This is a genomic window from Rhodoferax sediminis (genome assembly GCF_006970865.1).
Lineage (GTDB): Bacteria > Pseudomonadota > Gammaproteobacteria > Burkholderiales > Burkholderiaceae_C > Rhodoferax_A > Rhodoferax_A sediminis.
This window is the reverse complement of sequence record NZ_CP035503.1, coordinates 3,767,605-3,780,401: the sequence shown is the minus strand read 5'-3', so window position 1 is coordinate 3,780,401 and position 12,797 is coordinate 3,767,605. Positions and strand designations below refer to the sequence as shown.

At 65.5% G+C, this 12,797-nt stretch carries 14 protein-coding genes and 1 tRNA gene; 4 read left to right on the top strand and 11 right to left on the bottom strand.

The genetic code is table 11. From position 1 onward, the window contains the following. Nucleotides 1–153: 153 nt before the first annotated feature. From ampD to EUB48_RS18230, 5 genes are read right to left on the bottom strand one after another with little or no spacing between them, the layout of a single operon-like run. Nucleotides 154–768: a 1,6-anhydro-N-acetylmuramyl-L-alanine amidase AmpD gene (gene ampD, locus EUB48_RS18250; RefSeq protein ID WP_142820449.1), complete on the bottom strand. Its 615-nt coding sequence runs from the start codon at nt 766–768 to the stop codon at nt 154–156. Continuing rightward, nucleotides 752–2,182 carry a sigma-54-dependent transcriptional regulator gene (locus tag EUB48_RS18245; RefSeq protein WP_142820448.1) on the bottom strand — a complete coding sequence of 477 codons (1,431 nt, stop codon included), beginning with the start codon at nt 2,180–2,182 and terminating at the stop codon, nt 752–754. The genes ampD and EUB48_RS18245 overlap by 17 nt, the downstream gene beginning before the upstream one ends. 3 nt (nt 2,183–2,185) lie before the next feature. Next, nucleotides 2,186–3,898 (bottom strand): sensor histidine kinase, encoded by a 1,713-nt coding sequence (locus EUB48_RS18240; RefSeq protein WP_142820447.1) that lies wholly within the window; start codon nt 3,896–3,898, stop codon nt 2,186–2,188. After that, the gene (locus EUB48_RS18235) at nt 3,899–4,129 is read right to left on the bottom strand and encodes a PP0621 family protein (RefSeq protein ID WP_244618263.1); all 231 of its coding nucleotides are present in this window, start codon (nt 4,127–4,129) and stop codon (nt 3,899–3,901) included. After that, the gene (locus tag EUB48_RS18230) at nt 4,126–4,935 is read right to left on the bottom strand and encodes a cytochrome C assembly family protein (RefSeq protein ID WP_142820446.1); all 810 of its coding nucleotides are present in this window, start codon (nt 4,933–4,935) and stop codon (nt 4,126–4,128) included. Before EUB48_RS18230 ends, EUB48_RS18235 begins: the two co-directional genes overlap by 4 nt. A gap of 96 nt (nt 4,936–5,031) precedes the next feature. Between EUB48_RS18230 and ffh the strand changes: the two genes are divergently transcribed. Continuing rightward, nucleotides 5,032–6,396: a signal recognition particle protein gene (gene ffh, locus EUB48_RS18225; protein WP_142820445.1), complete on the top strand. Its 1,365-nt coding sequence runs from the start codon at nt 5,032–5,034 to the stop codon at nt 6,394–6,396. A gap of 75 nt (nt 6,397–6,471) precedes the next feature. Here ffh and miaB read toward each other — a convergent pair whose 3' ends face one another. From miaB to EUB48_RS18195, 6 genes are all read right to left on the bottom strand, one after another. Continuing rightward, complete coding sequence (gene miaB, locus EUB48_RS18220) at nt 6,472–7,815, bottom strand: tRNA (N6-isopentenyl adenosine(37)-C2)-methylthiotransferase MiaB (protein ID WP_142820444.1); 1,344 nt, start codon at nt 7,813–7,815, stop codon at nt 6,472–6,474. A 107-nt stretch (nt 7,816–7,922) separates the two neighbouring features. Continuing rightward, nucleotides 7,923–8,279: a hypothetical protein gene (locus EUB48_RS18215; RefSeq protein WP_244618262.1), complete on the bottom strand. Its 357-nt coding sequence runs from the start codon at nt 8,277–8,279 to the stop codon at nt 7,923–7,925. 207 nt (nt 8,280–8,486) lie between these two features. After that, nucleotides 8,487–8,831: an endoribonuclease MazF gene (mazF, locus tag EUB48_RS18210; RefSeq protein ID WP_142820442.1), complete on the bottom strand. Its 345-nt coding sequence runs from the start codon at nt 8,829–8,831 to the stop codon at nt 8,487–8,489. Then, nucleotides 8,831–9,073: an AbrB/MazE/SpoVT family DNA-binding domain-containing protein gene (locus tag EUB48_RS18205; RefSeq protein WP_210411661.1), complete on the bottom strand. Its 243-nt coding sequence runs from the start codon at nt 9,071–9,073 to the stop codon at nt 8,831–8,833. Before EUB48_RS18205 ends, mazF begins: the two co-directional genes overlap by 1 nt. 172 nt (nt 9,074–9,245) lie before the next feature. Beyond that, nucleotides 9,246–9,322, bottom strand: a tRNA-Met gene (locus EUB48_RS18200). Nucleotides 9,323–9,360: 38 nt separating this feature from the next. Further along, entirely contained in the window at nt 9,361–10,140 is a 780-nt protein-coding gene (locus EUB48_RS18195) for an enoyl-CoA hydratase (RefSeq protein WP_142820440.1), read from the bottom strand. A gap of 115 nt (nt 10,141–10,255) precedes the next feature. On the opposite strand from EUB48_RS18195, the gene EUB48_RS18190 reads away from it, so the two are divergent. From EUB48_RS18190 to paaK, 3 genes are read left to right on the top strand one after another with little or no spacing between them, the layout of a single operon-like run. Next, nucleotides 10,256–11,083, top strand: a complete 828-nt coding sequence (locus EUB48_RS18190; protein WP_142820439.1) for an enoyl-CoA hydratase-related protein — start codon at nt 10,256–10,258, stop codon at nt 11,081–11,083. Further along, complete coding sequence (gene paaI, locus EUB48_RS18185; protein ID WP_142820438.1) at nt 11,058–11,495, top strand: hydroxyphenylacetyl-CoA thioesterase PaaI; 438 nt, start codon at nt 11,058–11,060, stop codon at nt 11,493–11,495. Before EUB48_RS18190 ends, paaI begins: the two co-directional genes overlap by 26 nt. After that, complete coding sequence (paaK, locus tag EUB48_RS18180; RefSeq protein ID WP_142820437.1) at nt 11,492–12,790, top strand: phenylacetate--CoA ligase PaaK; 1,299 nt, start codon at nt 11,492–11,494, stop codon at nt 12,788–12,790. Before paaI ends, paaK begins: the two co-directional genes overlap by 4 nt. The last annotated feature ends 7 nt before the right edge of the window (nt 12,791–12,797 follow it).

Genomic DNA, 12,797 nt, shown 5'->3' with positions numbered 1-12,797 from the left:
GTTGCCAGCGCACGCGCTGTTCCCGCAGATCAAGCAAATATGCGCCTTTCGGGGATTTTTTCCGCGCATCACCGCTTGCGGGTTGGCTGCGTACTTTGGCGCATACTTTGGCGGCGGCCTGTAGATGCGAAAAATGATTCCGCAAAAATAAATTCAAGCGTCGTGAAATGGCATCGCACCAGCGGGAAAACACTGAGTTCGCCAGCCCAGTGCGCGTTGCAAAAAAGCCCATCGAAAGCCGTTGCCCGGATCCTGCTTGCGACCCGGGGCGATGTGTTCGTGACCGGCGATATAGGCCACCGGGTAGCGCTGCGCCAGCGCGGCACACAGGCCCGCCAGGGTTTCATACTGGGCGGCCTCGAACGCCTCGCCCTCCACTCCTTCCAGTTCAATGCCGATCGAGTCGTCGTTGCAGTTGTCGCGTCCGCGGTAATGCGAGCGCCCCGCGTGCCAGGCGCGCGCATCGCAGCTGACGAACTGCCATAGTTCCCCATTGCGGCGAATGAAGAAGTGGGCCGACACCTGCATGCCACGAATCGATTCGAAGTAGGGGTGGGCATCCCAGTGCAGCGTATTGGTGAACAGCTGCAGCACCTCGTCGCCGCCGTAGTGCCCGGGCGGCAGGCTGATCGAGTGCAGCACGATCAGGTCGATCAGCGCGTTGGCCGGGCGCTCCCCGGCGTTGGGTGAGCGCAGCACGCGCGCAAAACGGTACCAGCCGTCCTGCCATAGGGTGCTGGCGGGGTGGCGATCAGGGGGTATCGTCATGCGCATCGTCACCAAACGGGGTGGTGATGTTCAGGCGTGCAATGCGGTAACGGATCTGGCGCAGATTCAAACCCAGCCGTGCCGCCGCAGCGGTGCGGTTGAAGCCGGTCTCGGTGAGCGTTTTGACCAGCACTTCGCGCTCCTGCTGGTCCAGATAGCTTTGCAGATCGCCCGTCACGGCAGGCGGGCCGTTGGAGGGCTGACCCGGAACAAAGTCCACATGCAACTCGCTGCCGTCGCTTAGCGCCACGGCGCGATGCAGCAGGTTTTCGAGCTCGCGGACGTTGCCGCTCAGGGGGTGCGAGGCCAGTTGCGCCAGCAGGGCGCTTGAGAGCGCGGGCACCGGCATGTCGGACTCCTGGGCAATTTTGGCCAGCAGCGCCTCGCACAGGGCCGGCAGGTCGCTGCGCCGCTCGCGCAGCGGGGGCACTGCAATCTCAATCACGTTGAGACGGAAAAACAGGTCCTGCCGAAAGCGCCCGGCCGCTACATCGGCGGCCAGATCCTTGTGCGTGGCGCTGACGATGCGCACGTCCACCGCATCTTCCTGCGTCGAGCCCAGTGAGCGCACGCTGCGCTCCTGGATGGCGCGCAGCAGCTTGGACTGCATGGCCAGCGGCAGGTCGCCGATTTCATCGAGGAACAACGTACCCTTGCGCGCCGCCTGGAAGTAGCCATCACGATCCTGGGTGGCGCCGGTGTAGGAGCCCTTTTTGGCGCCGAAGAATTCGGCCTCCAGCAGATTCTCCGGAATGGCGCCGCAGTTCACGGCGACAAAGGGAGCCTCCGCGCGATGGCTGCAGGCGTGGATGGCGCGCGCAACCAGTTCCTTGCCGGTGCCGGACTCGCCGCGTACCAATACCGGCGCCATGCTGCGCGCCACCTTGACGATGCGCTGCTTGACTAGGCGCATCGGCTCGGAGTCACCGACCATGCGCCGCAGCGAAGCCGGTTCGCTGTCCAGCCGATCCAGCGCGCCGGCGGCCTTGGCCGGACCCGGTGTGCCACGCCCACTTTTATAAATCTGGCCGGTGTCCTGGATGGCGGAGGCCACCACCGTGCGGAACTGCTTCAGGTCCACCGGCTTGGTGAGGTAGTCGAACGCGCCGGCCTTCAGGGCTTCCACCGCGTTTTCGGCGGAGCCGTAGGCCGTCATCACGATGCAGCGCTCCGCACGCTGTTGTGCCTGCATGCCGGTGAGCAGTTCCATGCCCAGGCCGTCGGGCAGGCGCATGTCGGTAATCACCGCATCGAAGCGCTTTTCTTTCAGGCAAAGCCAGGCCTGGGCAAGATTGGCCGCGGCGTCCACGTGATAGCCCTCGCGGGTCAGCGTGAGCTCATACAGGTCGCGCAGGTCGGGCTCGTCGTCGACGACCAGGACCTGCGCCGGGGAGGGGGAAGGGTTGGCTGACATTGCTTAAGCGCGCATTGTGTCAAATGCAGGCGTGGTCGGCCGAAAGGCCACGAAAAATTCGTTGCCGTCGCGCACGCCGCCGGCCAGACGTTTGCGCGCGCGGTCATAGCCGATGACCGCACCATGGCGCTCGCACAACTCGCGGCAGATGTACAGGCCCAGGCCGCTGGAGCGGCTCTCCGACGAGAAAAAGGGCTCGAACAAATGGCGCTGCACGCTGGGCTCCAGCGGAGCGCCGTCGCTCCAGACCCGCAGCGTCGCCTGGCCGGTCATGGAGGCGTGGGTCGAGACCTGCAGCGAGTCCGGCGCAGGGCCCGCGTAACGCAAGGCATTGTCCAGCAGGTTCACCAGCACACGGCGCAGGTGGTCTGCGTCGAATGCGATCAGGACATTGGCCGCGGCAAGCGCCAGCCCGATCGAGCGGCCGCTGCTGGCTTGCCGCGCCCAATCCATGCAGATGTCCCGGATCGTGGCATCCAGGCTCAGCGAGGCGGGCAGGGACAAGTCCGATTTTTGCTGCGCCCGCGATACGTCGAGTACGTCCTCGACGATGCGCGACAGCCTTTGCGCGTTCTGCTGCACCATCAGCGCCAGGCGCTGCTGCGCCGGCTCGGTCAGGTCCTCGCCGAGCAGGGCATTCGCCTGGGTGATGGCCGCCAGCGGGTTGCGTATTTCATGTGCCACGGCGGCCGACATGCGCCCCATGGCGGCCAGCTTTTCGGTGCGCAAGCGCGCCTCCATCTCGCGCAGGTCCTGCAGGAACATGACGCACAGGCTCTCGACCTCCTCTTCGTGGGTCGCTGTCAGGCGCGTGCGGGCGCGCACGCGGCAGGCGTTGTGCCCCGCATGATCAATGGCCAGATCGGCGATCTGGTCGCCGCGCTGCAGAAACGTCAGGCGCGCCAGTTCGGCCACGGCGCGCCAGGCGGGCTGCGAATCCAGCACGAACGGTGCCATGGGCGCCGGCCCGTCGGCACCGAGCAGCTGCCTTGCGGCCGGATTGGCGGCGCGCACCACGCTCCTGGCATCGACCACCAGCACGCCGTCGGTCAGGCTCTCGATCACCAGCTCGTTGACATGGGTCTGGATCCGTACCGCGAGCCCGCTGCGGCGCGCCCGCAGCTCCTCGCGTACCAGCCGCGAGGCGAGCTGGTGCGTCAAAAACGCGACGATGAACAAGCCGATGCCCGCCAGGCCGGCCTGCAGGAAATGCGACGCCATGTCGCCGGGGGCCTGCAGCGACACGTGCCAGGCCTCCACCAGCAGGATCAGGGTCACGCCGGCGGCCGTGCCCAGCGCCAGCAGGACCGAGCCGAGCACCGACGCCAATAACACGGGCAGCGCAAACAGGGGCGTGTAGTTGATCGCGCTGGTCTGCAAAAACTGCAGCGCCGAGAAGACCACGACATCCACACCGATGGTGAACACCCACTGCGGATCGAAGCTCTGGCCCGGCCACCGGGGGCGCGCAAAAATTCGCACCGCCAGCGCCGCGGCCAGATAGGCCGCGCACAGGGCGACCAGCCATTTGTTGACCGGCTGGCCAAGCCCGTAGATCGAGCCCTGCAGCAGCAACAGCAGCAGGCCGATCATGGCGCGTGCCGTCATGAAGCCGCGCCACAGCCGCACGATCGCCAGATTCTGATGCACCGGCTGGCTGCTGCGCTCGGACTCCAGGGGCCCAAACCAGGAGGAGGCGTCCGGCGAACGGCTCATTCAGCCCTCGGCCCGGCGCCGATGCTCGGCGCAGCAATACAGGCCCTGCCGGCCCGGCACCGCTTCGGTCCTGGGCACATGCACCGTACACACCGGACAGCGCACCATGTCCTGCAGCAGCGGTTGGGGCGGCGGGGGTGCGTCGCGCCGCGGCGCCCGCTCTGCCTGCCGGTGTGTGCGCCACAACCAGATGCCGGCCAGCGCCACCGCCAGCATGAGGATGAACTTCATGGGGTGCGTCCCAAAATGACTTCCAGCACGAAGCGCGAGCCGACATAGGCCAGCAACAGCAGCCCGGAGCCCGCATACAGGAACCGCACCGCCTTGCGTCCGCGCCAGCCAAAGCGCGCTCGGCCCAGTAGCAGCACCGCGAACGTGAGCCACGACAGGATGGAAAAAACGGTCTTGTGGTCCCACTGCCAGCCCGGGCCCGTGCCGGTCGGGCCGTACAGGGTTTCCGCGAAAAACCAGCCCGCCAGCAAGGTGGCCGAGAGCAGGATGAAGCCGACCGTCACGAAGCGGAAGGTCAGCCGCTCCAGCGTGAGCAGCGGCACGCCGGTGCGGGCGTCGGCGGCCAGGCGGATCTGCCTCTCGGCGCGCGTCATGAGCCAGGCGTGCAGCACCGCGGCGGCGAACAGGCCGTAGGACGCGATGCCCAGTGCCAGATGCAGCGGCAGCCAGGGCGAGGCGGCATGCAGGTGCGCGCCCGGAAACGCGAGCGGCAGCAGCACGGCGATACCGCCCAGCGCCGCCAGCGCCCAGCGCACCGGCAACTGCGGAAACAGATGGCTCTCCACGCCGTACATGGTCAGCACCAGCCAGGCCGTCATGGACAGCGCCGGCGCAAATCCGAAGCGCGGCGTGTCACCCAGCAGTCCCCAGCCCAGTACCAGCGCGTGCAGCAGCCAGCCGAGCATCAACCAGGCGCGGGCCGCGGGCGCGCTCATGCGGGCGGCCGCCGCGGCCGGCACCGTGTAGGCGAGCGCGACCGCCACACTCAGGATCTCGGTGATCGGGCTCGCACTGGGTAAAATCATGGGATACAGTTTAGCGGCTCGATCATCCCCGCCCGACGTCCCCGGCATTCACCCGTCCCCACTACAGGCTGCGCGTTCAGCGCATCGACCCTCTTCATGGCCTCCGCTCTCACCGACAAACTCTCCCGCCTCGTCAAGGAAATGCGCGGCCAGGCCCGCATCACCGAGGCCAACGTGCAGGACATGCTGCGCGAGGTGCGCATGGCCCTGCTCGAGGCCGACGTGGCGCTGCCCGTGGTGCGCGACTTCATTGCGCGCGTCAAGGAAAAAGCGCTCGGGCAGGAGGTGATGGGCTCGCTCTCGCCGGGGCAGGCACTGGTCGGCATCGTGAACCGCGAGCTCAGCCACACCATGGGCGAGGGCATCAGCGACATCAACCTGGCCGCGCAGCCGCCCGCCGTGATCCTGATGGCCGGCCTGCAGGGCGCCGGCAAGACCACCACCACCGCCAAGCTGGCCAAGCACCTGATTGAAAAGCGCAAGAAGAAGGTGCTGACGGTCTCGGGTGACGTGTATCGGCCGGCCGCCATCGAGCAGCTCAAGATGGTGACGCAGCAGGCCGGGGCCGAGTGGTTTCCGAGCACGCCCGAGCAAAAGCCGGTCGACATCGCGCGCGCCGCGATCGACTACGCGCGCAAGCATTTCTTCGACGTGCTGCTGGTTGACACGGCCGGCCGGCTCGCCATCGACGAGGTGTTGATGCGCGAGATCAAGGAGTTGCACGCCGCGCTCGCTCCGGTGGAGACGCTGTTCGTGGTCGATGCCATGCAGGGCCAGGACGCGATCAATACTGCCCGCGCCTTCAAGGAGGCGCTGCCGCTGACCGGCATCATCCTGACCAAGCTCGACGGCGACTCGCGCGGCGGTGCGGCGCTGTCGGTGCGCCAGATCACCGGCGCGCCGATCAAGTTCGCCGGTACCAGCGAAAAGCTCGACGGCCTGGAGGTGTTCGACGCGGAGCGTCATGCCGGGCGCATCCTGGGCATGGGCGACATCGTGGCGCTGGTCGAACAGGTCACGGCCGGGGTCGACGTCGAGGCCGCGCAAAGGCTGGCGGCCAAGGTCAAGAGCGGCGCGGCCTTCGACCTCAACGATTTCCTGGGCCAGCTGCAGCAAATGAAGCAGATGGGGGGCCTGTCCAGCCTGCTCGACAAGCTGCCCGCGCAGATGGCGGCCAAGGCCGGCCAGGTCGACATGAACAAGGCCGAGAAAGACATCAAGCGCAAGGAAGGCATCATCCAGAGCATGACGCCGCTGGAGCGCCGCAAGCCCGACCTGATCAAGGCCACGCGCAAGCGTCGCATCGCGGCCGGCGCCGGCGTTCACGTGCAGGAAGTGAACCGCCTGCTGGGTGAATTCGAGCAGATGCAGGGCATGATGAAAAAGATGAAGGGCGCCGGCATGATGAAAATGATGAAGCGCATGGGCGGCATGAAGGGCATGCCGAAAATGCCGTTCTGATCGACTTCACAACAGAAACAGGCTGCCAGCCCTTTTGCGGCGGACGCTAATAGTTATCAAATCGATAGCTAATGCTCAAGCGAGCAGTGTGCTTTCCTGTAGCAGCACCTCGCCGCGCAGCCAGCGCTGGCTGGCCTCGGTGACGCGCACATCCACCATCTGGCCCGTGAGCCGCGGCTGGCCCGGGAACAGCACCAGACGATTGCATTCGGTGCGCCCGGTGAACACGGCCGGGTCCTTGCGCGATGGCCCTTCCACCAGAATGCGCTGCACCGTGCCCTGGCGGCTCGCGCTGATGGCACGCACGCTCTCGTCCAGCCGCGCCTGCAACTGCTGCAGCCGGCGCAGCTTGACCTCGTGCGGTGTCTCATCCATCAGGTTGGCGGCCGGCGTGCCCGGGCGCGGGCTGAAGATAAAGCTGAACGAGGTGTCGTAGCCCACGTCGTCGATCAGCTTCATCATCTTGTTGAAGTCGTCCTCGGTCTCGCCGGGGAAGCCGACGATGAAGTCCGAGCTCATGGCCAGCTCGGGGCGGATCGCGCGCAGCTTGCGGACGGTGCTCTTGTATTCCATGGCGGTGTAGCCGCGCTTCATCGCCATCAGGATGCGGTCCGAGCCGTGCTGTACCGGCAGATGCAGGTGGCTCACCAGCTTGGGGACGCGCGCGTACACGTCGATCAGTCGCTGCGTGAACTCGTTCGGGTGGCTGGTGGTGTAGCGGATGCGCTTGATGCCGGGGATCTCGGCCACGTACTCGATCAGCAGCGCGAAGTCGGCGATCTCGGCCGTGTCACCCATCTTGCCGCGCCAGGCGTTGACGTTCTGGCCCAGCAGCGTGACTTCCTTCACGCCCTGGTCCGCCAGCCCGGCGACCTCGACCAGCACGTCGTCAAGTGGACGCGAGACTTCCTCGCCGCGCGTGTAGGGCACGACGCAGTAGCTGCAGTACTTGGAGCAGCCTTCCATGATGCTGACAAAGGCGCTGGCGCCGTCCACGCGCGCGGGCGGCAGGTGATCGAATTTCTCAATCTCCGGAAAGCTGATGTCGACCTGCGGGCGGTTCTGCCGTTCGCGCGCGTCCAGCAGTTCGGGAAGGCGGTGCAGCGTCTGCGGGCCGAACACGATGTCCACATACGGCGCGCGCTCGATGATGGCCGCGCCCTCCTGGCTGGCCACGCAGCCACCCACGCCGATCCTCGCACCGCGCCGCGCCAGGTGCTTGACGCGACCCAGGTCGCTGAACACCTTCTCCTGCGCCTTCTCGCGCACCGAGCAGGTGTTGAACAGGATCAGGTCGGCCTCGTCCACGTTGGGCGTGGCCTCGTAGCCCTGCGCCGCGTGCAGCACGTCGAGCATCTTGCCCGAATCGTACTCGTTCATCTGGCAGCCGAAAGTTTTGATGAAGACTTTTTTGGTCATGGCGACCTCTCGTGTGGAGTGCTATTGAATCGATAGTGTCTGGCGTATACCCGATATGGGCTACAGGCCGATTTTGTTAAAAACCGGGGCTGCGCCAGTGCGCCGGCTTATTGCTGCGGGTACACGGGCAACTGGTTGAACGGCGTCTTGCCGTCGTCCCTGGGGGTGGTGTTCACCTCGGAGCTGAAGAGAAAATTGCGCGCCGGCTGGGCCCCCGCGCGCCGCTCCCGGGCTTCCTCGGGGTTGAGAATCCATACTTCACTCACCAGACCGGCCGCGTCGCGCAGGTAGTTGACGGTCAAATCCTGCCCCACGAGTGCGCCCGACATCACCAGCATGTTCTGCGCGCCGTGAATGCGCGCGCCCGGTGAGAGCCGATCTGCCTGCCCATCGAGCTGGACCGCGGGCGGCGCCGTGACCACCAGCTCGCCGCGCAGGGCCGCCTTCGGAAAGTGACGATGCATCGTCTGCATCTCCGCCTGCGCGCGGGCTTGCGAAGAAAACGTGGCGATAGACCCCGTCAATAGGGCGCAGAGCGCTATCGAAAAAATAACGGATGGGAATTTTGGGCAGCGATTCATGGTTACATCCAGAGGCTGGGTTGGGAGGGCGCAATGGTGGCGCCCCAAAAAACTTGAGTATTACCGAGCGGCAAGCTCAAGCAAACATCGCTATTTGAGCACAAGAAGTGCTTTGATCTTGGCCCGGACGTGAAGCATGACCTCAGGGCTCACGGCGGATTTCCGCTTGGCTCGACGAACCTTCCAGTCAAGGGACTTCACCTGATCGGACAGGATGGCGCTTGGAACGCCATCCACCTCGGTTACGACTTCAAAAGGGTGCCCCTTGATCTTCGTGGACATCGGGCAGCAGACCATCAGACCGGACTTGGCGTTGTAGGCCGCCGGGCTGATCACCAGCGCCGGGCGGTGTCCCGCCTGCTCGTGGCCGGCTCGCGGATCAAATTGCAGCCAGACCACGTCGCCACTGTCCGGGACATACCCGCGAGTCGCCATCAGAGGGCTTCCTTGCCAACCGGAGCGCCGAAGCTGACTTCGGCATGCGAGTTGCTGCGCGTGATGCCTTTGACAAGATCCTCGAGGCGGTACTCGACATGGTCCAGAGGCTCGATGATGATCTTGCCTTCCACGGCCGTGACATTCACCTTTTGCTCAAGGGTGAGCGTGGCGAGCTTCATGAGGGCGACGGGGAGGCGAACGGCGGGGCTGTTTCCCCATTTTTTGATGACGGCTTCCATCTCAAACTCCAAAAGTGTCTACATTGTAGATACATGGTGATGTGATGTCAAACTCGCTATCGAACGAGTTCGGCCAAGGATTACTTTAGGCGCACGGGCGGCCCCGATGGGCAGGGGCTTGCAAAAAACCAAAGGCTGCCAAGTCGTTGACTTGGCAGCCTTCTTGGAATTCTGGTGGCGCTTCACGGATTCGAACCGCGGACCTGTGGATTATGATTCCATCGCTCTAACCGACTGAGCTAAAGCGCCTGAGCCCTCTATTATAACGTGACGGCTCCGGCACCATCTCACTGGTTCTTGAATTCGGGCTTGCGCTTGTTCACGAACGCGTCCATGCCTTCCTTCTGGTCGGTGGTGGCAAACATCGCATGGAACAGGCGGCGCTCGAACATGATGCCGTCGCTCAAGGAGCCTTCGAAGGCGCGGTTCACCGACTCCTTGGCCGCCATCACGGCGATTTGCGAGTAGTCGCAGATCATCAGCGCTGCGCCCAGCGCCTCGTCCATCAATTTGTCCAGCGCCACCACGCGGCTCACCAGGCCGGCGCGCTCGGCCTCCGTGGCGTCCATCATGCGGCCCGTGAGCGCCATGTCCATGGCCTTGGCCTTGCCCACCGCGCGCGGCAGGCGCTGCGTGCCGCCGGCGCCGGGAATGATGCCGAGCTTGATTTCGGGCTGGCCAAAACGCGCGTTGTCGGCCGCGATGATGAAGTCGCACATCATCGCCAGCTCGCAGCCGCCGCCCAGCGCGAAGCCGCTCACGGCGGCGATCACCGGCTTGCGGATGGAGCGGATGGTTTCCCAGTTGCGCGTGATGTAGTCGCCCTTGTAGACATCGGCAAAACCGTAGGTTGCCATCGCGCCGATGTCGGCGCCGGCGGCAAAGGCCTTCTCGCTGCCCGTGACGATCACGCAGCCGATCGCCGCGTCGGCGTCGAAGCCCTTGAGCGCGTGGCCCAGCTCGTCCATCAACTGGTTGTTCAGCGCGTTGAGCTGTTTCGGGCGGTTCAGTGTGACGACGCCGACCTTGCCGCCTTCGGTGCGGGCCGTAATCATTTCGTAACTCATGGTCATCTCCGGCTTTCTGTTGGGATGAGGCAGACTATAACCAACGACCAACCAAGGGAAACCATTAACCGACCGATCGGTCGGCCAATGGTAAATTCCGTTTCAGGAGACACGCATGACCGAACCCACTACCCCACCCACCGTTTTGTACAGCGAGCAGGGCGGCATCGCCGTCGTGACCCTGAACCGCCCGCAATCCCTCAACAGTTTCACGCGCCAGATGCACCAGGACCTGTGGGCCGCGCTGGACCGCGCCGAGGCCAACCCGGCCATCCGTGCGCTGGTGATCACCGGGGCCGGGCGCGGCTTTTGCGCGGGTGCGGACCTGGCTGAGTTTGACTTTGCGCCCGGCCCCGGACTGGTCGAGCGGGCCAATCCCGGGCCGGTCATCGACCAGGCCTTCAATCCCACGGCGCGCCGCCTGCAGAGCCTGCGCATGCCCACAATCGCCGCGGTGAACGGCGTCGCGGCCGGTGCCGGCGCCTCGCTGGCCATGACCTGCGACATCGCGATTGCCGCGCCCACGGCCAGCTTCATCCAGGCCTTCAGCAAGATCGGCCTGATTCCCGATGCCGGCGGCAGCTGGTTCCTGGTGGAACGGCTGGGCCTGGCGCGCGCCATGGCGCTGGCCATGACCGGCGACAAACTGCCGGCCGCGCGAGCCAAGGAGTGGGGCCTGATCTGGGACGTGGCGGACGACTGTGTGGCCGCTGCCATGGAGATGGCGCAGCGTCTGGCCGTGATGCCGACCAAGGCGCTGGTGGCGACCCGCCAGCTGCTGCGCGAGAGCAGCACGCGCACGCTGCACCAGCAGCTCGATGCGGAGCGCGACACGCAGTCCGCCCTGGGCCGCACGCACGACTACATCGAAGGCGTGACGGCCTTCCTGGAAAAGCGTCCGGCGCAGTTCAAGGGGAATGATGGACGCCGCAGCGTTGGCTAAGCGCGTGGGCGAATCGATGTTTGCGGTCGACACCGCGTCGAAGGATTTCATGAAGATGGAGCTGGTCAGCTGCCAGCCCGGGCGCGCCACGATGCGCATGACGGTGCGCGAGGAACACCTGAACGGCCACCAGATTTGCCATGGCGGGCTGATCTTCACGCTGGCGGACTCCACTTTTGCCTTTGCCTGCAACAGCCACAACAAGGTCACGGTGGCGGCTGGTTGCAGCATCGAGTTTTTGAAGTCGGGGCGGCTGGGCGACGTGCTGACCAGCGAGGGCGTGGAGCAAACCCTGAGCGGGCGCCACGGCATCTACGATATCAAGGTCAGCAACCAGCATGGCGAGGTGGTCGCGCTGTTTCGCGGCAAGAGCGCGCAGATCAAGGGCCACCTCATTGAGGAAACGTCATGAGCAATTTGAAGGCTTTTGCGCTCGAGCCGATCGAAAAGGCCAGCATCGACGAGTTGCGCGCACTGCAGCTCAAGCGGCTGCAGGCCACGCTGGTCCACGCGTACGCCCATTCTCCGGCCTACCGCGCGAAGTTCGACGCGGCCGGCGTGCACCCGGACGATTGCCGCAGCCTGGCCGACCTGGCCAGATTTCCGCTCACCAGCAAGAAGGACCTGCGCGAGCACTACCCGTTCGGCATGTTCGCCGTGCCGCGCTCTTCTGTGGTGCGCATCCACGCCTCCAGCGGCACCACCGGCAAGCCCACGGTGGTGGGCTACACCGCGCGCGATATCGACACCTGGGCCACGGTGGTGGCGCGCAGCATTCGCGCCAGCGGCGCGCGCCCCGGCGACATGGTGCATGTGAGCTATGGCTACGGCCTGTTCACGGGCGGCCTGGGCGCGCACTACGGCGCGGAAAAACTCGGCTTGACGGTGGTGCCGTTCGGCGGCGGCCAGACCGAGCGCCAGGTGCAGCTGATCCAGGACTTCCAGCCCGACATCATCATGGTCACGCCCAGCTACATGCTGGCGATTGCCGACGAGTTCGAGCGCCACGGCATCGACCCGGCCAGCTCCTCGCTGCGCATCGGCATCTTCGGCGCCGAGCCCTGGACCAACGACATGCGCCTGGCGATCGAGCAGCGCATGGGGATCGACGCGGTGGACATCTACGGCCTCTCGGAGGTCATGGGCCCGGGCGTGGCCAACGAGTGCATCGAGACGAAGGACGGCCCGACCATCTGGGAAGACCATTTCTACCCCGAAATCATCGACCCCCACACGGGCGAGCCGCTGCCCGATGGCGAGCTGGGCGAACTGGTGTTCACCAGCCTGACCAAGGAGGCGCTGCCCATCATCCGCTACCGCACGCGCGACCTCACGCGGCTGCTGCCCGGCACGGCGCGCACCATGCGCCGCATGGAAAAAATTACCGGTCGCAGCGACGACATGATGATCATCCGTGGCGTGAACGTGTTCCCGACGCAGATCGAGGAGCTGATCCTCAAGCGCGCCGAACTGGCCCCGCATTACCAGTGCATCCTGACGCGCGAGGGGCCGATGGACAACCTCACGGTGGCGGTGGAGACGCGCCCCGGCGTATCGCCCGAGAGCCTGGAGGCGCGTGCCAGCGCCCAGCTGCTTCGGCACGAGATCAAGGTCTATGTGGGCTCCAGCGTGCAGATCGACCTGCGACCCGAGGGCGGCATCGAGCGCAGTGTGGGCAAGGCCAGGCGGGTCGTGGACCAGCGCTAGAAACGCA